Origin of the sequence: Marilutibacter maris (assembly GCF_003233695.1) — a bacterium.
Classification (GTDB): Bacteria; Pseudomonadota; Gammaproteobacteria; order Xanthomonadales; family Xanthomonadaceae; genus Marilutibacter; species Marilutibacter maris.
This window is the reverse complement of sequence record NZ_CP029843.1, coordinates 3,670,863-3,689,703: the sequence shown is the minus strand read 5'-3', so window position 1 is coordinate 3,689,703 and position 18,841 is coordinate 3,670,863. Positions and strand designations below refer to the sequence as shown.

Below are 18,841 nucleotides of genomic sequence, written 5' to 3'. Positions count from 1 at the left end.
CGGCCCGGCAGCCTGAGCGTGCCGGGCCGCCCGCAATCACTCCGCGACCCAGACCGTCTTGCCGTCCTGCTTCTGGATCCGGCCGACTCCGGGGAACGGGCCGTGCACGTTGTAGGTGCGCTGTCCGTTGGAGGCGAGCTGCTCGACCAGGGCGCTGCGACTGGTCGCGGCGGTCTCGGCGTCGCCGTCGAAGCCGTTCGGCCATTCGGGCTTCTGCACCGAGATCACCGAGTGGTGGGTGGCGTCGCCGACGTAGAGCAGCGAGTCCTGGCCGGAACTGATCAGGTAACCGCTGTGGCCGGGCGTGTGGCCCTTGATCGCCACCGCCTTGACCTGCACCGGCAGGATTTCGGCGTCGGGAGCGAAGGTGGCGACCTTCGGTTCCAGCGCGGCGACGAAGGCGGCGTGCCCGGGGATCATCACCGCCTTCGAGGTGTCCGCGTCCATGCCGGACAGGAACGTCCATTCGGGCTCGGACATGTGGATGCGGGCGTTGGCGAAGGCCAGCGCGCCGTCGGCGCCGACCAGACCGCCGACGTGATCGCCGTGCGCGTGCGAGATGAAGATGTCGGTGACCTCGGTGGGTGCGACGCCGGCCGCGGCCAGAGATTCGCCCAGGTGCCCGGCGGCATCGCCGAAGGCGGCGCCGGCGCCGGTGTCGAACAGCAGCACGCGGTCGTCGGCCTTCACCAGCAAGGGCTGCAGGCCCAGCTCGAGCGCATCGGTCGCCAGGCCGGCGTCGCCGAGCACGCTGGCGACCTCGTCCGGGGTGTGGCCGACGCCGAACACCTGGTTGTCGTTCGGAAACGCCAGCGCGCCATCGCGCAGCGCGGTCGCCGACAGCTCGCCGATCGCGAAGCCATGGATGTTCTCATCCGGCACCGGCGCTTCGGTGTGGAACGGGCTGGCGCCGGTGGCGGCGTCGCCCGATGCCTGCGGCTCGGCGGTCTGTTGCGAGCAGGCGGCCAGGGTCATCGCCGCGGCAAGGGCTGCGAACAGGGACGAAGCACGAACGGTGGAGCGGAGCATCCGGATTCTCCGATTGCATGTGGGGAGGGTCCGGATTCTGTCCGCGACGGTGGTGCCCGACAAGGCCCGATATCGGAAAGCAGTGTGCCAGGCGGTGGTTGCAACGGCGTTGCGCGGTTGCCGGCGCGCCTATTCGCAGCCGATGCCGTCGCCGTCGCGATCGAGGTGGCGCGCGTAGCCGGGGTCGCCGCGTCGCACCGGTGCCGCGCCGGCGGCGCGGCGGCATTGCCGCGGTGGCAGTGGTAACCGCCATTCTTGCGGTCGTTGTGACAGCCCTGCGCGTTGAGGCGGCCGCCATGCGCGGCGGCGGTCTGGGCGCAGAACAGGACGCCGGCGACCAGCCAGGCCAGTGTCGGAATCGCGGATCGGATCGTCACCATCGGGCACCCCCCATGCCTTCGTGCGATAGCGCGATCCTAGCGCTGCCGATCGCCGGCTTCAAAGCGCGGCCACCGGCGAGGGGCGGCTCAGGCGCCGGAGATGCCCAGGGTGCCGTGGCCCTCGACCAGGTCGATCAGGGTACCCAGGCGATGGGTCTCGGCGGCGCGCTGCAGGGCCAGGTCGATGCGCGCACGGCGCGGGTTGTCCTGCCAGTGCGGCACCTTGTAGATGACCGCACGCGGGTACTGGCGGACCACGTCGGCGTCCTGGATCCATTGCCAGTCGCCGGGCATCAGCTCCTCGTGCTGGGCGAACGCGCGTGCGGTGGCGTAGTCGTGCGAGTAGATCAGGTTCATGTGCGCCTCGTCGGAGCGGCGGCGTCGATTCCCGGACTGTCCGGGGATACATGAACCAACGCCGCCGCCAGGCGCACGCGGCCAGGCGCGTGTCCGCCGGTGACGAAACTGCCGCGAGCGGCTCAGGCGGCGGTCGCCACCGCCGTTCCCGCGTCGGCTTCCGTTTCGTCGTCCGTACCTGCGCTGCGCAGGTGCGCGGCAAAGCCGTGCACGCCGGGCGCGATGTCCTCGCGCAGGGTGCAGGCGGGAATCTCGTAGTCGCCGTGGTTCTGGCGGCGGAACGGAATCGGCGCGGTGGTCTCCAGGGTGTCCAGGCGCGCGGCCAGCTCGGCGCTGACCTGCCGGTAGCGCGTCTCGTCCATGCGGCCGCTGCGGTAGAGCAGGAACGGCGGCAACACGTCGAAGCCGGGGTAGTAGAGGGTGCCGTGCTGGATCGGGAACAGCAGGTCGTCGATCGGGCCGTTGATCCCGCGCGCGGCGTAATGCGATTCCCAGCCGCCGGTGGTCACCACCAGCATCGCGCGCTTGCCGGCCATCGTGCCCTCGCCGTAGCGGTCGCCCCAGTGGCGGTCGGAGTGCTCGCCGACGCCGTAGGCGAATCCGTAGGCGTAGACGCGCTCGACCCAGCCCTTGAGGATCGCCGGCATCGAGAACCACCACAGCGGGAACTGCAGGATCACCACATCGGCCCAGCGCAGCTTGTCCTGCTCGGCGGCGATGTCCGGACTCTGACGGCCGTTCTCGAATGCGTGCCGGGAGTCGCGCTCGGGATGGAAGCGCTCGCCGATGGCGCCGTCCAGACTGTCGTCGGGGTCGAGCACCGCCTTCCAGCCCATCGCGTACAGGTCCGAGACCTGCACCGAATGCCCGTTGCCCTGCAGGCGGTCGACGATGAAATCCCTGAGCGATCCGTTCAGCGACTGTGGTTCGGGGTGGGCGTAGACGAGCAGGATGTTCATTGGCGATGCCTGTCGGGAGTGGGGTCTCCAGCATCGGCTCCGGCCATGTATATTTGAAATGAATTACGAATATTTCAGGTATCAGCACTGTTGATATGAGTGGCGTGGCTTTCAAGGGGCTCGACCTCAACCTGCTGGTGACCCTGGACGTGCTGTTGTCCGAGCGCAACGTCACCCGCGCCGCCGAACGCCTGCACCTGTCCCAGCCGGCGGTCAGCGTGCAACTGTCGAAGCTGCGCGACGCGCTTGGCGATCCGTTGCTGTTGCCGGGCGCGCGTGGCATGCGGCCGACCGTGCGTGCCGAGGCCCTGCGCGGGCCGTTGCGCGAAGCGTTGGAGACCCTGCAGCAGGCGGTGGCGCCGGCGGGCCCGTTCGATCCGGCGACGGCCACACAGGATTGGCGGATCGCCGCCAGCGACTATGCCGCCGCCACGGTCGTGCAGCCGCTGCTGGCAGGGCTGCGGGCCGCGGCGCCTGGCACGCGCCTGGCCATGGTCGACATGGTGCCGGCGCGGATCGCGCGCCAGGCCGAGGACGGCAGCATCGACCTGGCCTTCCACACCTTCGACGATGCGCCGCCCGGATTGCGCCAGCGCCGCCTGTTCGTCGAGCGCTACGTGCTGGCCGGCCGCGCCGACCATCCGCGGCTGCGACGCCGGCCGACGCCGGCGCAGTTCTGCGGGCTCGAACACGCGATCGTCTCCCCGGATGGCGGCGGCTTCCGCGGCGCGACCGACGAGGCCCTGGCCGCGCGTGGACTGTCGCGCCGGGTGGTGCTGTCGGTGCCGCATTTCCTGCTGCTGTTGTCGGTGCTCGCCGAAACCGACCTGGTGGCGATGCTGCCCGAGCGGCTGGCGGCCCGGCATCCCGGGCTGCGGGTGGTGGCGCCGCCGGTCGAGGTGCCGGCGTTCGAGCTGGTGATGCTGTGGCACGAGCGCGTGCATCGCGCCCCGGCCCACCAATGGTTGCGCGGCCATATCCTGGCCTCGCTCGCCGGCTGATCGCATGCCGTGCCGGAATCGATGCGCCACGGTGTTCCAGCGGTACCGGCCCGGCACGCTTGACCTCAACCGTGCTTGAGGGCGCAGCATGACGCTCCCCCCGCACGAGGACGCCGCGATGGCGACGCCGCTCACCGATATGGATCTGTACCTGCAGCGCCTGGGCTTCGATGCGCCACCCGCGCCGAGCCTGGATACCCTGGGTGTGCTGCAACGCCGCCATACCGCGGCATTCGTGTTCGAGAACATCGCCAGCTTCATGCACGCGCCGGTGCCGATCGATCTGCCGGCGCTGCAGCGCAAGCTGCTGCACGAGGGCCGTGGCGGCTATTGCTACGAGCTCAACGGCCTGTTCCTGGCCCTGCTGCAACAGCTGGGATTCGAAGCGCGCGCGCTGACCGCGCGGGTGGTGATGGGCACCGGCGAAGATGCGCTGACCGCGCGCACCCACCAGCTGGCCCTGGTGACGATCGACGGCGTGGCGCATGTGAGCGATGTCGGCTTCGGCGGCATGGTGCCGACCGCGCCGTTGCGGCTGGATACCGAGGCCGCGCAGGCGACCGCGCACGAGCCTTATCGCTTGCTCCGGCGCGGCGACGGCTACCTGCTGAGCGCGCAGGTAGGCGACGAATGGCGGCCGATGTACGTGTTCGATCTGCAGCCGCAGGCGGCCATCGACCTGGAAGTCGGCAACTGGTACGTCGCCACCCACCCGGACTCGGGCTTCCGCCACCAGCTTCGCGCCGCCCGCACCGGTCCCGGATACCGCAAGACCCTGCGCGACGGCAGCTTCGCGATCCATCGGACAGGCGCGGACAGCGAGCGCCGCGAGCTGGCCGATGCCGACGCGGTGATCGAGGTGCTGCGGCGGGAGTTCGAGTTGCGCCTGCCGCAGGGCCCGGCGCTGCGCGAGCGGATCGCCGGGCACCTGGCGAGCGCCGCCGCGGCCGCTGCCTGACCTGCTTCCCCGTGTCTGCCGTAGGAGCGGCGTAAGCCGCGACGGGGCTTTCCCGCCAAGGCCCAATCGCGGCTGACGCCGCTCCTGCGGTTGAGGTTCGTCGCGAACGCCGCGTCGCCCGACCGCGCCTGACATAATCGCGACAATGAGTCATTGGGTCGTCATCTACGCGATCGGTGCCGCCCAGGCCCTGCTGCTGGCGCCGGCGCTGTGGCGCCGCCCGGCCAACGCCGCGGCGAACCGGGTGCTGGCGGCGTGGCTGGCGCTGGTGGGACTGGACCTGGCGGTGAAGGCGGCGTTCCTGGCGACGCCCGCGCCGGCGCTGTTCCGGGTGCTGCTGCTGGTCGGGACGTTCCCGTTCCTGTACGGCACCTTCTTCTATCTGTACGTGCGCACCTTGACCACCGCGCGACGGCTGGTCTGGCGCGATCTGTTGCATCTGCTCGGCTTCGCGGTGGCGCTGGCGCTGTTCGCGCCGGGGCTGCTCGCGGACGCCGCGCTCAATGCCGAACTGATGCGCCAATGGCTGTCGCGCGCGCTGCCGCCGCCGGTGCCCTGGTACAGCCTGTTCCTGTACGCCTGGAGCCTGAGCTACGTGGTGGCGGCGCTGCTGCGGGTGGTCCGCTACCGGCGCGAGGTGCGCGAGCGCCGATCCGATGCCGATCGCATGTCGCTGCGCTGGGTGGTGGTGATGGCGCTGGGCCAGGTGCTGATCTGGGCGATCGCGCTGTTGCATGACACGACCCGCATTCCCGGCATCGACTATCTGCTGGTCTACGGCGCGGTCGCGGTCTGGGCCTGCGTGCTGGGCTATCTGGGCCTGATGCAGGCGCCGGTGTCGCCGGAGCGGGAAGGTGAAGCGGTGGACACGGACGTGGACGCGATCGCGTCCGTCGATGACCCGGGCGCTGGCGCATCGGCCGCCGTCGCGGCGGTCTCAAGTCCGGAGGCCGCCACCGACTCCGCCGACGATCCGCGCCTGCCCGAGGTGCAGGCGCGTTTGCAGCGGTTGATGGACGAGGAAGCGCTGTACCTGGCGCCGGCACTGACGATCGCCCAGGTCGCGCGCCGCAGCGGCTATCCCGAGTACCTGGTGTCGATGGCGATCAACCGCGGATTCGGCTGCACGTTCTGGGACTACATCAATCGGCAGCGTATCGGCGCGGCCTGCCGATGCCTCGCCGACCCGGACGACGGCCGCACCATCCTCGACATCGCCTATGCCTGCGGCTTTACCTCCAAGTCGACCTTCAACGCGGCGTTCAAGCGCGAGACCGCTGCGACCCCGAGCGCGTGGCGGGCTCGGCGGGCGCAAGCGCAGGCGTGCTGATCGCTACGGTCCGTCCCGGCGCCCGCGCGGACTCGCGGGCGGGTGAGCGTCGGTGCGCGCGCCATTGCGGCCAGCGCAGCCACAGCTCGCAGAGCGCCATGTTCAGCGACCAGCTCGCCCACGCCGAGAAGATGTAGACGGTGTCGAACGGCAGCGCCAGCGGGCCGGTGCCGACGAACAGGATCACCCGCAGGGTCACCGCGGAGAAGGTCATCGCCAGGCTGTGGCTCATCCAGCGCCGGTGGCCGACGAAGTCGCCGGCCACCGCAAGGCGGATGCCGTTGGCGGTGATCGCCAGCCACAGCACCGACAGCAGCGCGAAGCCCGCGCCCGAGGCCCAGCCTCCGTGCGCGTCGAAGGCCAGCGAGAGGCCGCCCAGGCCGCCGATCAGCACCCCGCCCGCGTACAGCCAGCCGGCGGTGCGATGCACGGCCGGCAGCCGGCAGCGGATCCAGCCACTGGCCTGCAGCGGCACCAGCAGCAGGGCCAGGCCGGCGCCGAAGAAGTGCATCGGCACGTCGATCCCGGACACCGCGAACTTGACCATGAACGGGTCGTGCGGGTTGAACGGGCGCATCCGCAGGAAGGCGAAGGCATAGGCGGCGACCAGCAGGCTGGAGGCAGCGAACAGGGTGTAGCGCAGGCCGTGCAGGCCGTGTCTGACGATGGAGGCCATCGCAAGCTCCGTCTGTGGAATGACGGCTCGATGCTCGCTGGCGGCCGCGCCGGGGTCGTCCGATCCGGCCGGACCGGACGACCGGACCGGCCGATCGCACCCCATGCCGGTCCGGGATTCCGTATCGAGGCCCCGTAGGAGCGGCGTGAGCCGCGATGGGCTGTTGTCGGGAAAGCGCCATCGCGGCCTGCGCCGCTCCTGCCGTCGACGCGCGCGTCCGCGTCTTCCCGAATGCGGGATGCTCATTCCCTGTTCCCGCACTTTTGTCCCGGCCGCCGCGTGCGCATCTGGAGTGGGGTGACGGCCAGCCGCCGTCCGCCTCCTCCCGCCATCAGGACAATCGAAATGAGCAAGTTGCAGAACAAGGTCGCCATCGTCACCGGCGCTTCCAAGGGCATCGGTGCCGCCATCGCCATCGCACTGGCCGCCGAGGGCGCCGCGGTCGTGGTCAACTACGCCACCAGCAAGGCGGGCGCCGACGCGGTGGTCGCGAAGATCGTCGCCGCCGGCGGCCGCGCGGTCGCGGTGCAGGGCGACGTCTCCGAGCTGGCCGACGCGCGCGCCCTCGTCGATGCCGCGACCGGGCAGTTCGGACGCCTCGACATCCTCGTCAACAATTCCGGCGTCTACAGCTTCGCGCCGCTGGAGGAGATCGACGAGGCGCAGTACCGCCGCCAGTTCGACGTCAACGTGCTGGGGCTGTTGCTGACCACCCAGGCCGCCGCGGCGAAGATGGGCGAGGGCGCCAGCATCATCAATGTCAGCTCGGTGGTCACCCGGGTCACCCCGCCGCACACCGCGGTCTACAGCGGCACCAAGGGCGCGGTCGATGCGATCACCGGGGTGCTGTCGAAGGAGCTGGGCGCGCGCGGGATCCGGGTCAACGCGATCAACCCCGGCATGGTCGAGACCGAGGGCACCCACAGCGTCGGGGTAATGGGCTCGGATCTGGAGGCGGAGACCATCGCCCAGACCCCGCTGGGCCGGATCGGTCAGCCGGACGACATCGCCACGATCGCGGTGTTCCTGGGGTCGGACGATTCGCGCTGGCTGAGCGGTGAGCAGATCGTCGCCAGCGGCGGCCTGCACTGAGCCACCGCGACCCGGTCCGGGCATGGGCCCGGGCCGGCGCCTTCCCGTGGCCGGGTCGCTCCGGGCCGCGGGAAGGCGCGCTCAGGTGCGGTTGATCGATACGCCGCCGTCGACCCGCATCGCACTGCCGGTGATGAAGCTGGAGGCGTCGGAGGCGAGGAACAGCGCCGCTTCGGCGATCTCGTCCGGTTCGGCGATGCGCTTGAGCGCGTGCAGTCCCTCGACGAAGGCCCGCGATTCGGGCGCCTGGGTGAAGTCGCGCGCGCCGGGCGTATCGGTGCCGCCGGGTAGAAGCGCATTGACCCGCACGCCGTGCGGTCCGGCTTCCGCGGCCAGCACCTGGGTCAGTCCGATCACGCCGGCCTTGGCGGCGGCGTAGGCGGCCATCCCGGGCATGCCGACGGTGTGGCCGACGAAGGTCGAGGTGAAGATGATCGAACCGCGACCGGCCTCGAGCATGGCCGCGAGCTGTCGGCGGGCGCCGAGGAACGCGCCGGTCAGATTGGTGTCGAGGGTGTCCCGCCAGTCGGCGACGGACATCCCGGTGACCGGTCCCATGGTGCCGACGCTGCCGGCATTGTTGAAGGCGATGTCGAGCGCGCCGAAGCGATCCAGCGCGCCATCGACAAGCGCGGCCGCGTGAGCCTCGTCGCGGACATCGCCGGGGCAGGCCAGCGCCTCGCCCCCGGTGCGCTCGATCTCCTTCACCAGCTCCGCGAGCGCGTCGGCGCGGCGCGCGCCCACCACCACGCGCGCGCCTTCTCCGGCGAAGCGCAATGCCGCCGCGCGTCCGATGCCCGAGCTCGCGCCGGTAATGATCGCGACCTTTCCGGAAAGCGATTGTGCTGCCATGGGTGCCGTGCTCCTCGAAGTGGGCGCACAGTGTCGGCAGTCGCCAGCGCCGATGCTGGCCGGATTCGGACCTGTGGTTGGGTCGGGACGCCGCCCGTGCGCGCCGCGTAACAAAAGGATGGACCCGTGCGGGCCCATCCCCGCGGTTGCCGCCGCCGCGATGGCCGCGCGGTTTGCCGCCCTAGTCCAGTTCCGCGGTGGGGATGATGTCGTAGCGCTCGATCCGGCCCACCGCGGCGATCGCGGCGGTCACGTCGTCGCGGGCCAGCATGGCCGCGCGTGCGGCGCGCATGGCGACGTTTCCGGGGAGCGGCTGCGGCAACGGATAGTCCTGCAGCCACTCCAGCATCCGCCCGCGGCGATCGTCCGATTGCAGCTGCGCGATCAAGCGGGCGGCGGCCTCGTCGATCCGTCCGGCGCGCAACAACGCTTCGAGCAGGATCGTTGGGGCTTCGTCTTCGTTCCCGTCGAGATGGGCCAGGGAGGCCCCGCCCATCCGCGCATCGCCGCGCTGGACGGCCGCGCAGTGACGGACCTTGTGCAGGACCATCTGGCCATAGGCGCTCATCTCGCCGATCTGCGCGACCGCGGCCATTGCCTCGTCCGGACGCCCCAGGCTGCAGTAGAAGTCGCCCAGATTGAGGGCCTGGCTGACGTTCTGTTCGCCCTGCTCGCTCAGCTGGCTGGCGCGTCGCATTTCGTCGAGGGCGTCGTCGACCCGACCCAGCCTCCTGAGTGCGACGGCGCGGCTGTCCATCAGCCAGACCTGCTCGTCGATGTGGGTGAACGCGGGGCGCTCCAGCGACGCGCGCGCGAGCCGGGCCATCGTGCGGTCGGCGAGCTTGATCACTTCCTCGTTGCGGCCGGCCGACAACAGCGCGTAGCTGAGCTGGACGTGCGCGCGCACGTCGTCGGGGAAAATCACGGCGTGCTGCTTCTGGGCCTCGATCTGGCGGCGCAACGCGCCATCCACGTCGTGGCCGGGCGCGTCGCGGTTGAACACGCGATCGAAGCGCTTGTCGCTGCGGATACGGATCAGGTCGACGGGCGTGTCGATACGGGTCAGCACCGCCCGTGCCTGCTCGGGCTGGTTCTGGCCGAGGCGCGCGAGCGCGAGGTCGTACCAGATCGAGCTGTCGCCACCGTAGGGGCTCTTCCAGTTCGCGTCGAACAGCGCCTGGGCCATCTCCACGCGCGCCCGGGAATCGGCCGGGAGGGCGTGGCGCAACTGGTGGATGACGATCTCGTCGATGTCTTCGAGCTGCTCCGGCCACCGTTGCACGAATTCGATGAACGCCGCCGCCGCCGCTTCGTGCTCGCCAAGGAAACTCTCGAGCATCGCCAGCCGATACCAGTCGTCCGAACCTGCTTCGGCGTAGCCGATGGCGCGCTGGCACAGGTCGCGCGCCCGTTTCGCCTGCTCCTCGCGGGTTGCGGCCCAGCAAGCGGTCGACAGTATGTGCAGCTGGACATCGCGGCTCAGCGTGTCGAACAGCGGGCTGTCGATGACCGCCGACAGCTCGCGGCCGACGCCCGCCATGTTGTCCTCGCGCAGCAAGGCGTTCGCCAGTGCGAGCCGCTGCCGGTAGAAGGTCATGTCGCGGTCCGGGGGCGCCACCGTCGAGGTTTCCATCGGCGCGGTCGTCTTGTCGATCGCCTTGGCGGCCGATGCCGGCGGTGCCGGCGCAAGTCCCGCCGCGGCCAGCAACGCCCCAAACAGAGCGCTGCGCCCGAACCTGCGTCCATCGATCAAGGTCTGCCCCCGTCGGAAGTCGTTGTCCGGGGCAGTGTCGCAGTCATGCGCATGCGGGGCCAGCGCCGACGCGATTCGGTGTCGCCCGGCGCGAATGCGAACGGGGCCTTGCGGCCCCGTCCGGTGTTGCGCGATCGGCCAATCGATGACCGCGCGGTTTACAGCCCGAGCACCTTCTCGGCCGGGACGTAGGCCAGGCCGTGGGCCTGGGCGACCGGCTCGCAGGTGACCTGGCCCTCGCAGACGTTCAGACCGTTGCGCAGGTGGACGTCGTCGATCAGCGCCTGCTTCCAGCCCTTGTTGGCCAGCGCCAGCGCGAACGGCAGGGTCACGTTGTTCAGCGCGAAGGTCGAGGTGCGGGCGACCGCGCCGGGCATGTTGGCGACGCAGTAGTGGACGACGTCGTCGACCACGTAGGTCGGCTCGGCATGGGTGGTCGCGCGCGAAGTCTCCACGCAGCCGCCCTGGTCGATCGCGACATCGACGATCACCGAGCCGGGCTTCATGGTCTTGACCATGTCGCGGGTCACCAGCTTGGGCGCGGCGGCGCCGGGGATCAGCACGGTGCCGATCAGCAGGTCGGCGCGGCGCACCAGCTCCTCGATCGCCGAGCGGGTCGAGAACACGGTCGAGATCGAGGTGCCGAACTGGGTCGCCAGGCGCTTGAGCGCATCGGCCGAGCGGTCGACCACGGTGACGTTGGCGCCCATGCCGATCGCGATCGTGGTCGCGTGGGTGCCGGACACGCCGCCGCCGAGCACCACGACCTCGGCCGCCGGCACGCCGGGCACGCCGCCCAGCAGCACGCCGCGGCCGCCCTGGGCCTTCTCCAGCGCGTGCGCGCCGACCTGCGGGGCGAGCCGGCCGGCGACCTCGGACATCGGGGTCAGCAGCGGCAGCGAGCCGTTGTTGGCGGTGACCGTCTCGTAGGCGATGCAGACCGCGCCGGACTCGATCAGGTCCTGGGTCTGCGGTGCGTCGGGAGCCAGGTGCAGGTAGGTGTACAGGATCTGGCCCTTGCGCAGGCGCTTGCGCTCCTCGGCCAGCGGCTCCTTGACCTTGACGATCATGTCGGCCTGGGCGAACACCTCCTCGGCGGTGCCGAGGATGGTGGCGCCGGCGGCGACGTAGTCGTCGTCGGTCAGCCCCGCGCCGAGACCGGCACCGGCCTGCACGACGACCTCATGGCCGTGGTGGACGAGTTCCTGGACGGACGAGGGGATCAGGCCGACCCGGTATTCGTGGACTTTGATTTCGCTGGGGACGCCGATGCGCATGGCGGTGGTCTCTGGGGTTGGAAGGTGCCGTCGTGGCCGGACCCGGGCAGTGGCAGCAGGAGCGTTGCCGGAACGATGGCCGGTCAGGACAGCGGACGATTATGTTCCGCAGTATGAACGAACAACCGCGCACTTTCTTTCCAAAATAATTGTCTTTTGGCTTCGAAAGTCGCACTGTATTCGAATCATTGATCGACTATTGAAATATCATGCGAGCGATCCAGCCCGACCTCGACGAGCGCGACCGCGCGATCCTGCGCCTGCTGCAGGAGGACGGCCGGCTGACCAACATGGAGTTGGCCCAGCGCATCAACCTGTCGCCGTCGGCCTGCCTGCGCCGGGTCAAGCTGCTGGAGGAACGCGGCCTGATCGCCCGCTACGTGATGCTGCTGGACGAGGAGCTGGCCGGCCTGCCCGGCACCGCCTTCGTCCTGGTCACCCTCGACCAGCAGGGGCGCACCGCGCTGGATGCGTTCGAGGGCGCGATCCAACAGCATCCGGAGGTGACCGAATGCTGCCTGCTCGCCGGCGCGGCTGACTACATGGTCCGCGTCGCCTATGCCGATGCCGCCGACTTCGAACGCATCCACACCGAGATCCTGACCCAGCTGCCGGGCGTGGTGCGGGTGCAGTCGACGCTGGCGCTGCGCACGGTCAAGAAGACCACCGCGCTGCCGGTGTAGCGGACCGTCGCCCGCGCCGCCGCGGTCAGTCGATCCGGAAGTGGATCGTGTACTGGGCGGTCTCGCCGCGGCGGGCCTGCGCACGCGGCTGGAACACCTCGATGCGGTAGCTGCCGTCGGCCGGCAGCTCGCCCGACCACTCGGTCCGCTCGATCGCGTCTTCCATCGCGAAGTCCTGCCCGGGTGCGATCACGTTGAAGTAGGCGTTCGCGCTGCCGGTCAGGCGCACCTCCATGGTCTGTCCGGCCTTCGCGCCCAGGGTGTAGCTGGCGGTGTCGTAGCCATGCACGCGGCCGCTGACGCTGCTGGCACTGGCGCCCTTGGCGAACTGCACGGCCTGGACGGTCTTGCGGTCCTCCGCGGTGGCGGCGGCGCCCGCCAGGGCGAGGCCGAGTGCGAGCCAACGCAGGAAACGGGGCATGGTGTGTTCTCCCGACTGGAACCGTGGAGGCGGCCCTCCCTGGCCGGGATGGACGCCGTCGGCGTCCGGGCCACCGATGCTGCGCCTGCCGCGGTGGCGTGGGAGTGAAGGCGATGACCGGGGCGCGCCTGCGCGCAGACCGCGGCGGCCTGTCCGGATCGGGCGTAACGCGCGAGGAGCGTGCCGTCGCGCGCATCGTCGGCGCGTACTGCCTACAATCGGCGGCCCTTCAGCATGGAACGCCGATATGCGAGCCGCTTCCGGATCCGCACGTTCAAGGACGGCCGTCGCGCTGGCGCTCGCGCTGGCACTGATCGCGGCAGCGGCGACGCCCGCGGTGGCGACATCGTCGCTGGAGCGCTTGTTCGAACGCGGGCGCTTCGACGCCTTCCTGGACCGTGCCCGCGATGCGGCGCAGCGCGACGACGCCGAAGCGCTGTTCCTGCTCGGCAAGGCCTACGACCTGGGGCGCGGCGTCGAGGCCGATGCCGGCACCGCGCGGGCCTATTACGAGCGCGCCCGCGCGCTGGGCTCGGCCCGCGCCAGCCACAACCTCGGGGTGATGGCGATGTCGGCCGACGACAACGACGAGGCGATCGCGCTGTTCGAGGAAGCGCTGGCGCGGGGGCTGCGGGTGCCGACCCTGTACAACCTCGGCCGTGCCCACACCCCGCCGGACCCGACCACGAGCTTTGGCCTGCGCGGCTTCGTCGATCGCGCCCGCACCGCCGGCGGCTATTACGCCCAGGCCTGCGACGAGGCCCCGGATGCGGCCTGCATCGCCGACGCCGGCCGCCAGTTCCTGCGCGCCTACATGATCGCGCGGCAGATGCCGACCATGACCGACGAAGAGCTTTCGCAGCTGCGCGAGTCGGCGCTGCTGTGGCTGCGCAAGGGGACGGAGGCCGGCGACGGTCTGGCCTGGACCAACTACGGCGTGTTGCTGAAGCTCGACGGCGACGATGCCGGAGCGCGCAAGGCCTTCGAGGCCGGCATCGAGCGCGAGGTGCCGGTGGCCTATTTCCAGTTGGCCGAGCTGGCCCGTGCCGGCGAAGGCTTCGAGCAGCGCGATACGGCGCTTGCGCTGAAGCTGTACGAGCAGGCGGCCGACGCCGGGATACGCGAGGCGATGGCGCCGGCCTTCAGGCTGCTGCAGGAACGGCTGGAGCACGAGGAGGACCCGGCTGTGCTGGAGCGTGGGCTGCAGCGCCTGGCCTCACTGCAGCCGGAGCCGGGTTTCGGCGACTACGGCATCGGCCGTCTGCAGAAGCGCCTGGACTGGTTGCAGTTCCGGGCGCTGAATCGGCAGTCGTTTCCGGCGCGGGCAATATCGGCGCGCGAGGACATGACACTCGCGTTGGATGCCTGCGGCCTGGATCTGGGCGGCGCCCACGGCGCGGCCTACAACATCGGTGTGAACTCGCACTGGCGGCTGGTCGCCTACGCGGCGCCGGGCGAACCCGTACGCCTGCCGATCGAGGGGCGGGTCGATGCGAAGGGGTGCGTGCGGAAACCGCTGAAGCTCAACGAAGAGCTGTACCGTCTGATCAACGATGGGGCGGAGTTCGCGCTGGGGTTCCCGAACTACAGCCTGCCGCTGCTGGTGCGGTTCGAGGGCGAGCACCTGGTGCTGGAGCTAAGGCCGCTGGGTACGCCGTTGCCGCCATAGGCGGCCGGCTCGGCGCTCAGAATCCGCTCGGTACCGGCAGGCCGCGCAAGCGTCGCGTCGCCATCCCGATCATGCCCAGCGGCTGCTTGGTCCGGTCCAGCCAGTCGCGTTCGCCGGGCATCCGCGGTTCGATGCCGACGCGCCTGAGCATCCGGTTGGCCGCATGCGCGTAGGCCTGGCGACGGGTCAGCGGGGTGTAGAACACCACCCCGAACGAGATCGAGACGCCGTCGCCGGGCGTCACCCACGCCGGTTCGCTGCGGGTCATGTGCGGCGAGGTGGACGGGAAGTAGGCGCCGTCGCCGGGACCGCACGCCAGCACATGCGCGCGCGGCCGCAGTGCATCGGTGAGCCTGACGTTCTCCAGCGAACGGGCGACGATGAAATCCTCGACGTCGCGGGCGGCGACGGTGACGCGGTCGGTGTGGTCCCACACGTTGAGCGTCTTGCGGCCGCGGATCTGCAGCCAGAAGTTGTTCTCGCGGTCGATATGGAACGGGGTCACCGACGGCGGCGCGGAGATGAAGATGAAACCGCGGGCCTCGCAGGGGCGCTCGCTTCCCCGCAGAACCGCGCCGGTGCTGCCCAGGATGTCCCAGATCAGGGCCCGGTACTGCGGGTCGGTCTGCACGTTGTACAGCGCAAGCCATGAGCCGGGCTCCTCGATCCGCTCGAACACCTCGTCGATGCCGCGCCCGTCCTGTGGCCGTGAGCGATGGTCGAACCTCGATGCATCGGTCGTCTCCGGCAGGATGAAGCGGCATTGCCGGGTCCTCATCAATGACCTGGCCAGGTCCTCCAGCCGCTCGAGCTGCATCAGCGGATGCAGGTGATAGTCGTGCCTGATCGGACACATGCGGCGCGTGGAGAAGCCCGCCTCGTCGTCGATGCGGATGCGGTGGCAATCGCTGTCCGTCAGCGGAGCGGCGGTGGGAACCTCCAGCAGACCGGTGGCGGCGACGGCATCGACGCTGGGCATGGGCGTTTCTCGGACATGGGCGAATACGTCCGAAAACGCGGCGTCACTGCCGGGGCGGCCAACGCCGCCGCGGCCGACATCGGATTCAGAACCCGTGCGGCAGGGGGAAGCCGCGCATGCGGCGGGCGGCCATCTGGACCATGCCCAGCGGCCGCTTGGCCCGGTCCAGCCAGACGTGTTCTCCGGGCATGCGTGGCTCGAGCCCGGCGCGCCTGAGCAGGCGGTTGGCCGCGAACGCATAGGCGCGGCGGCGGGTGTCCGGGGTGTAGAACACGACACCGAACGACATCGAGACCGCGTCGCCGGGTTTCACCCAGCTGCGGTCGCTGCGGGTCATGTGCGGGGTGGTGCAGGGGAAATAGGCGCCGTCGCCGGGACCGCATTCGAAGGCATGGACCCGTGGGCGGGCGGCATCGCTGAGACCGACATGCTCCAGCGACTGGGTCACGATGAAGTCCTCGACATCGCGGGCGGCGACCGCGACCCGGTCGGTGTTGTCCCACAGGTTCAGGGTCTTGTGGCCGCGGATCTGCAGCCAGAAGTTGTTCTCGCGATCGATGTGGAACGGGGTCAGCGATGGCGGCGCGGAAATGAACAGGAAGCCGCGCGCCTCGTAGGGCCGCTCACCCTGCAGCAGGGCGCCGGCGCTGCGCAGGACTTCCCAGACGAAGGCCTGGTACAGCGGGTTGGTCTGGATGTTGTACAGCGCGATCCACGAACCGGGTTCCTCGATGCGCTCGAAGGTCTCGTCGATGCCGCGCCCGTCCACCGGCCGCGAACGGTGATCGAACTTCGAGGTCTCGGTCATTCCCGGCACGATGAAGCGGCATTGCCGGGTCGGCATCAGTTCATGGGCGAGCGCGGCCAGACGATCGAGCCGCAGCAGCGGGTGGTCGCAGTAGTTGTGCCGGAGCGGGCACAGGCGTCGCACCGAAAAGTCCGCCTCGTTCTCGACGGTGATCCGGTAGTGGCCGCGGGCGGCCGTGTCGGCGACGCTTGCCGGTCCATGCCCGCCCAAGGCACGCGCGCTGGGTATCGCGCGGGACATGGGATCCTCCACAGACTCGTGCAGACGGCAGGTGTGGGCAAAACAGGTGTGGATATGCCCGGGAACGCGGTGGCGGCGATCGAGCGGCCAGGGCGTGGCGCGATCGCCGTGGCGGGGCTGCAATCGTATTCGCGGCCGAAACCCCGGATCCGGCAACACAGTGGTGCAGCCATGGGCTTTCGCCGGTTGCTGCAATGCACAACAATGCGCCCTGGCACTTCCTGTCCCGAGCTCCGTCCATGGCCGACTCCGGTATCCCCGCCGCTACCGCCGAGCGCGTGCTGCCGCCGGCGACCGTCCGCGCGATCCTGTTCGCGCTGGCGATGGGCGGTTTTGCGATCGGCACCAGCGAGTTCGTGGTGATGGGGTTGATGCCCGACATCGCCCGCGGACTCGGCGTCACCGAGCCCCAGGTCGGGCATGTGGTCAGCGCGTACGCGATCGGCGTGGTGGTCGGCGCCCCGCTGCTGGCGATCCTCGGCGCGCGCCTACGTCGGCGGCCGCTGTTGCTGGCGCTGATGGCGTTCTATGCGCTGGGCAACCTGGCCAGCGCGCTAGCGCCCAACTACGCCACGATGCTGCTGGCGCGCTTCGTCGCCGGACTGCCGCATGGTGCCTACTTCGGCGTCGCCTCGCTGGTCGCCGCCTCGATCAGTCCGCCGGGACAGCGCGGCACCGCGGTCAGCCGGGTCCTGCTGGGTCTGGCGGTCGCGTTGCTGATCGGCAATCCGCTGGCGACCTGGTTGGGGCAGACGCTGGACTGGCGCTACGCGTTTGGCCTGGTGGTGATGGTCGCGGTGGCGACGGTGGTCTCGCTGACCCGCACCTTGCCGCCCGATCCGGACGAGCCCCGCGCCGACCCGATCCGCGAACTGCGCGACTTCAACCGCGCGCCGGTGTGGCTGGCGCTGGGCATCGGCGCGATCGGTTTCGCCGGCATGTTCTGCGTGTTCAGCTATCTGGCGCCGACCATGATCCACGTCACCGCCGTGCCCGAGGCCTGGACCCCGTTCGGCATGCTCGCTTTCGGCGTCGGCGGCATCCTCGGCAGTCTCGCCGGTGGGTGGCTGTTCGATCGACTGCAGTTCCGCGCTGTCGCGGTGATCCTGCTGTGGTCGGCGGTGGTGCTGATGGTGTTCCCGTTCGCCGCCGGTTCGCTGTGGACCCTGCTGCCGGCAGTGGTCGCGGTCGGCACGATGGGCGCGCTGGCGCCGGTGCTGCAGGCGCATCTGATGGACGTGGCCGGCGATGCGCAGACCCTGGCGGCGGCCTCCAACCACTCCGCCTTCAACACCGCCAACGCGCTCGGCCCGTGGCTGGGCGGCATGGCGATCAGCGCCGGCCTGGGCTGGACCTCGACCGGTTATGTCGGCGCGGCCACCGCGCTGGCCGGGCTGGCGGTGTTCGCGATCGCCTGGCGGCAACGGCACGCGCCGCGACCCTGACGGCGCCTCAGCGCGGCGAGGGGATGCCGCCGGCTTCGGTATCGCCGGCGTCCTGCCGCTGCTTCAGTGCCAGGCAGAACTCGGCGGTGGCGGCATCGGCGGGATAGTTGCACTCCACGTGCAGTTCGTCGACGGTGACGTCGCGCGGGGTGCCGAAGGTGGTGAGGGCCGAGAAGAAGCCCAGCTCCAGTCCCTGGTGGCGGAACCCGACGTTCAGCACCGGTGCCGGCACGCTGCCCAGTTCGCGCCGCCGCCACTGCGATGGCACGCCCGGGTAGGCGGTGACCTCCTCCAGCAGGGTGCGCGCATTCAGGTCCGACGGGGTCGATGCGACCAGGGCGTGCAGGTGGCGCAGCAGTTCGCCGGCGACCTCCTCCCAGTTGACGACCCGCGCACGCAGGTCGTCGGGATCGAAGAAGTGCCGCAGCATGTTGCGATGCCGGCTGTCGCGCCCGTCCAGCAGCCAGCGATTGACCCGGATGGCGGCATCGTTGGCGATCAGGATGTCCCAGTGCCGGTTCATCACGAATGCCGGATAGGGTTCGTGCTGGCGCAGGATGCAGTCGATCGTCTGGCGGATCCGCGCCATCTGCGGCGCGTCCAGTCCATGCTCCGGATACTGCGGCGCATGCCCGGCGGCGAGCAGCAGCGCGTTGCGCTCGCGCAACGGCATCTCCAGCGCGTCGGCAAGGCGCCCGACCATCTCGCGGCTGGGGCGCGCCTTGCCGGTCTCCACGTAGCTGAGGTGGCGCGCCGAGATTTCCGCCGTCATCGCCAGGTCGAGCTGGCTCCAACGGCGGGCGCGCCGCCATTCGCGCAGCAACAGGCCGGCCTGGACATCGGGAGTCGCGGCGAGGGACATGGTGTCGGTTCGTGGTGATGGCTCGCGGGCAAGCATAGGGCCGTGCGTGGCCGGGAACCATGACCTGCGA

19 protein-coding genes and 1 pseudogene are annotated in these 18,841 nt (G+C 70.2%); 7 read left to right on the top strand and 13 right to left on the bottom strand.

Annotated features, from left to right (window positions below; genetic code table 11):
* Positions 1-36 precede the first annotated feature (36 nt).
* The 5 genes and pseudogenes from C9I47_RS15965 to C9I47_RS15950 form a co-directional block, all read right to left on the bottom strand.
* Entirely contained in the window at positions 37-1,029 is a 993-nt protein-coding gene (locus tag C9I47_RS15965; protein ID WP_223250183.1) for an MBL fold metallo-hydrolase, read from the bottom strand.
* Between the two features lie 129 nt (positions 1,030-1,158).
* On the bottom strand, positions 1,159-1,269 hold the full coding sequence (locus C9I47_RS18310; RefSeq protein WP_223250395.1) for an excalibur calcium-binding domain-containing protein: 111 nt from the start codon (positions 1,267-1,269) through the stop codon (positions 1,159-1,161).
* Positions 1,270-1,271: 2 nt separating this feature from the next.
* A pseudogene (locus C9I47_RS18305) lies at positions 1,272-1,409 on the bottom strand (YHYH domain-containing protein); the annotation flags it as partial.
* An 87-nt stretch (positions 1,410-1,496) separates the two neighbouring features.
* Positions 1,497-1,766, bottom strand: a complete 270-nt coding sequence (locus C9I47_RS15955; RefSeq protein WP_111267642.1) for a hypothetical protein — start codon at positions 1,764-1,766, stop codon at positions 1,497-1,499.
* 122 nt (positions 1,767-1,888) lie between these two features.
* Positions 1,889-2,725: an NAD(P)H-dependent oxidoreductase gene (locus C9I47_RS15950; RefSeq protein WP_111267641.1), complete on the bottom strand. Its 837-nt coding sequence runs from the start codon at positions 2,723-2,725 to the stop codon at positions 1,889-1,891.
* Between the two features lie 95 nt (positions 2,726-2,820).
* Here C9I47_RS15950 and C9I47_RS15945 point away from each other — a divergent pair, with 95 nt between their 5' ends.
* The 3 genes from C9I47_RS15945 to C9I47_RS15935 all read left to right on the top strand — a co-directional run bounded on the left by C9I47_RS15945 (position 2,821) and on the right by C9I47_RS15935 (position 6,014).
* Positions 2,821-3,726: a LysR family transcriptional regulator gene (locus C9I47_RS15945; RefSeq protein WP_111267640.1), complete on the top strand. Its 906-nt coding sequence runs from the start codon at positions 2,821-2,823 to the stop codon at positions 3,724-3,726.
* Between the two features lie 88 nt (positions 3,727-3,814).
* Entirely contained in the window at positions 3,815-4,684 is an 870-nt protein-coding gene (locus tag C9I47_RS15940; RefSeq protein ID WP_223250182.1) for an arylamine N-acetyltransferase family protein, read from the top strand.
* A 145-nt stretch (positions 4,685-4,829) separates the two neighbouring features.
* A complete protein-coding gene (locus C9I47_RS15935) occupies positions 4,830-6,014 on the top strand; it encodes a helix-turn-helix domain-containing protein (protein ID WP_111267639.1) in 1,185 nt (394 codons plus the stop codon).
* Here C9I47_RS15935 and C9I47_RS15930 read toward each other — a convergent pair.
* Positions 5,947-6,690 carry a DUF2306 domain-containing protein gene (locus C9I47_RS15930; protein WP_190238538.1) on the bottom strand — a complete coding sequence of 248 codons (744 nt, stop codon included), beginning with the start codon at positions 6,688-6,690 and terminating at the stop codon, positions 5,947-5,949. The two genes, C9I47_RS15935 and C9I47_RS15930, sit on opposite strands and share 68 nt — an antisense overlap.
* Positions 6,691-7,035: 345 nt before the next feature.
* Between C9I47_RS15930 and C9I47_RS15925 the strand changes: the two genes are divergently transcribed.
* A complete protein-coding gene (locus tag C9I47_RS15925; protein WP_111267637.1) occupies positions 7,036-7,782 on the top strand; it encodes a glucose 1-dehydrogenase in 747 nt (248 codons plus the stop codon).
* 81 nt (positions 7,783-7,863) lie between these two features.
* On the opposite strand, the gene C9I47_RS15920 is transcribed toward C9I47_RS15925, so the two are convergent.
* The 3 genes from C9I47_RS15920 to ald form a co-directional block, all read right to left on the bottom strand.
* On the bottom strand, positions 7,864-8,634 hold the full coding sequence (locus tag C9I47_RS15920) for an SDR family oxidoreductase (RefSeq protein WP_111267636.1): 771 nt from the start codon (positions 8,632-8,634) through the stop codon (positions 7,864-7,866).
* 181 nt (positions 8,635-8,815) lie between these two features.
* On the bottom strand, positions 8,816-10,342 hold the full coding sequence (locus C9I47_RS15915) for a tetratricopeptide repeat protein (protein WP_111267635.1): 1,527 nt from the start codon (positions 10,340-10,342) through the stop codon (positions 8,816-8,818).
* A gap of 203 nt (positions 10,343-10,545) precedes the next feature.
* The gene (gene ald, locus C9I47_RS15910; protein WP_111267634.1) at positions 10,546-11,664 is read right to left on the bottom strand and encodes an alanine dehydrogenase; all 1,119 of its coding nucleotides are present in this window, start codon (positions 11,662-11,664) and stop codon (positions 10,546-10,548) included.
* 209 nt (positions 11,665-11,873) lie between these two features.
* On the opposite strand from ald, the gene C9I47_RS15905 reads away from it, so the two are divergent.
* Positions 11,874-12,347 (top strand): Lrp/AsnC family transcriptional regulator, encoded by a 474-nt coding sequence (locus tag C9I47_RS15905; RefSeq protein WP_111267633.1) that lies wholly within the window; start codon positions 11,874-11,876, stop codon positions 12,345-12,347.
* A 25-nt stretch (positions 12,348-12,372) separates the two neighbouring features.
* Here C9I47_RS15905 and C9I47_RS15900 read toward each other — a convergent pair whose 3' ends face one another.
* Positions 12,373-12,768, bottom strand: coding sequence for a g-type lysozyme inhibitor (locus C9I47_RS15900; RefSeq protein ID WP_111267632.1), 396 nt, complete (start codon positions 12,766-12,768; stop codon positions 12,373-12,375).
* A 247-nt stretch (positions 12,769-13,015) separates the two neighbouring features.
* Here C9I47_RS15900 and C9I47_RS15895 point away from each other — a divergent pair, with 247 nt between their 5' ends.
* Entirely contained in the window at positions 13,016-14,437 is a 1,422-nt protein-coding gene (locus C9I47_RS15895) for a tetratricopeptide repeat protein (RefSeq protein ID WP_190238537.1), read from the top strand.
* A 16-nt stretch (positions 14,438-14,453) separates the two neighbouring features.
* Here C9I47_RS15895 and C9I47_RS15890 read toward each other — a convergent pair whose 3' ends face one another.
* Positions 14,454-15,416 (bottom strand): cupin, encoded by a 963-nt coding sequence (locus C9I47_RS15890; RefSeq protein WP_111267630.1) that lies wholly within the window; start codon positions 15,414-15,416, stop codon positions 14,454-14,456.
* 85 nt (positions 15,417-15,501) lie between these two features.
* Complete coding sequence (locus C9I47_RS15885) at positions 15,502-16,464, bottom strand: cupin (protein WP_145985547.1); 963 nt, start codon at positions 16,462-16,464, stop codon at positions 15,502-15,504.
* 323 nt (positions 16,465-16,787) lie between these two features.
* Here C9I47_RS15885 and C9I47_RS15880 point away from each other — a divergent pair, with 323 nt between their 5' ends.
* Positions 16,788-17,909, top strand: a complete 1,122-nt coding sequence (locus tag C9I47_RS15880) for an MFS transporter (RefSeq protein WP_223250394.1) — start codon at positions 16,788-16,790, stop codon at positions 17,907-17,909.
* Between the two features lie 7 nt (positions 17,910-17,916).
* On the opposite strand, the gene C9I47_RS15875 is transcribed toward C9I47_RS15880, so the two are convergent.
* Entirely contained in the window at positions 17,917-18,771 is an 855-nt protein-coding gene (locus tag C9I47_RS15875; RefSeq protein WP_111267627.1) for a helix-turn-helix domain-containing protein, read from the bottom strand.
* Positions 18,772-18,841 lie beyond the last annotated feature (70 nt).

Excerpts from the sequence above, each read along its gene's own strand:
- C9I47_RS15955 (WP_111267642.1), bottom strand. The coding sequence starts at position 1,766 with ATGAACCTGATCTACTCGCACGACTACGCCACCGCACGCGCGTTCGCC.
- C9I47_RS15890 (WP_111267630.1), bottom strand. The coding sequence starts at position 15,416 with ATGCCCAGCGTCGATGCCGTCGCCGCCACCGGTCTGCTGGAGGTTCCC.
- C9I47_RS15885 (WP_145985547.1), bottom strand. The coding sequence starts at position 16,464 with ATGTCCCGCGCGATACCCAGCGCGCGTGCCTTGGGCGGGCATGGACCG.
- C9I47_RS15905 (WP_111267633.1), top strand. The coding sequence starts at position 11,874 with ATGCGAGCGATCCAGCCCGACCTCGACGAGCGCGACCGCGCGATCCTG.
- C9I47_RS15875 (WP_111267627.1), bottom strand. The coding sequence starts at position 18,771 with ATGTCCCTCGCCGCGACTCCCGATGTCCAGGCCGGCCTGTTGCTGCGC.
- C9I47_RS15935 (WP_111267639.1), top strand. The coding sequence starts at position 4,830 with ATGAGTCATTGGGTCGTCATCTACGCGATCGGTGCCGCCCAGGCCCTG.
- C9I47_RS15965 (WP_223250183.1), bottom strand. The coding sequence starts at position 1,029 with ATGCTCCGCTCCACCGTTCGTGCTTCGTCCCTGTTCGCAGCCCTTGCC.
- C9I47_RS15900 (WP_111267632.1), bottom strand. The coding sequence starts at position 12,768 with ATGCCCCGTTTCCTGCGTTGGCTCGCACTCGGCCTCGCCCTGGCGGGC.
- C9I47_RS15930 (WP_190238538.1), bottom strand. The coding sequence starts at position 6,690 with ATGGCCTCCATCGTCAGACACGGCCTGCACGGCCTGCGCTACACCCTG.
- C9I47_RS15950 (WP_111267641.1), bottom strand. The coding sequence starts at position 2,725 with ATGAACATCCTGCTCGTCTACGCCCACCCCGAACCACAGTCGCTGAAC.
- C9I47_RS15920 (WP_111267636.1), bottom strand. The coding sequence starts at position 8,634 with ATGGCAGCACAATCGCTTTCCGGAAAGGTCGCGATCATTACCGGCGCG.
- ald (WP_111267634.1), bottom strand. The coding sequence starts at position 11,664 with ATGCGCATCGGCGTCCCCAGCGAAATCAAAGTCCACGAATACCGGGTC.
- C9I47_RS15880 (WP_223250394.1), top strand. The coding sequence starts at position 16,788 with ATGGGCGGTTTTGCGATCGGCACCAGCGAGTTCGTGGTGATGGGGTTG.
- C9I47_RS15895 (WP_190238537.1), top strand. The coding sequence starts at position 13,016 with ATGCGAGCCGCTTCCGGATCCGCACGTTCAAGGACGGCCGTCGCGCTG.
- C9I47_RS15945 (WP_111267640.1), top strand. The coding sequence starts at position 2,821 with ATGAGTGGCGTGGCTTTCAAGGGGCTCGACCTCAACCTGCTGGTGACC.
- C9I47_RS15925 (WP_111267637.1), top strand. The coding sequence starts at position 7,036 with ATGAGCAAGTTGCAGAACAAGGTCGCCATCGTCACCGGCGCTTCCAAG.
- C9I47_RS15940 (WP_223250182.1), top strand. The coding sequence starts at position 3,815 with ATGACGCTCCCCCCGCACGAGGACGCCGCGATGGCGACGCCGCTCACC.